Here is a 299-nt window from a genome sequence, read left to right as displayed (position 1 = left end):
GATCCTGCGGGCAACACCAGTGGAAAAGGCCAACCAACTGACTTTGCTGTTGATACGGTTGCACCTTCTGCACCGGTATTAAAAGCGGAAGATGACGGTTCAGTTTCTATTGAATTGCCAACGGATGCGAATAAAGGCGACACTGTTGAAGTTACCTTTGAAGATGAAAACGGTGGCAAACATACGGTGACCTTAGAAAAAGGTGACAACGGTTGGACATCAGATACACCGGCTTTAATTCCAGACAGCAATGGTGATAAAGCAACGCTCCCTGCGGATAATGTAAAAGACAACAGTGA

1 pseudogene is annotated in these 299 nt (G+C 45.8%); it reads left to right on the top strand.

From position 1 onward, the window contains the following. Positions 1 to 299 (top strand): annotated as a pseudogene (locus DK858_RS13475) (hypothetical protein); the annotation flags it as partial.

The sequence above is a fragment of the Proteus faecis genome, assembly GCF_003144395.1.
GTDB lineage: Bacteria > Pseudomonadota > Gammaproteobacteria > Enterobacterales > Enterobacteriaceae > Proteus > Proteus faecis.
Note: the sequence above shows the minus strand (reverse complement) of the source record. Positions and strands in the feature narration are given on the sequence as shown.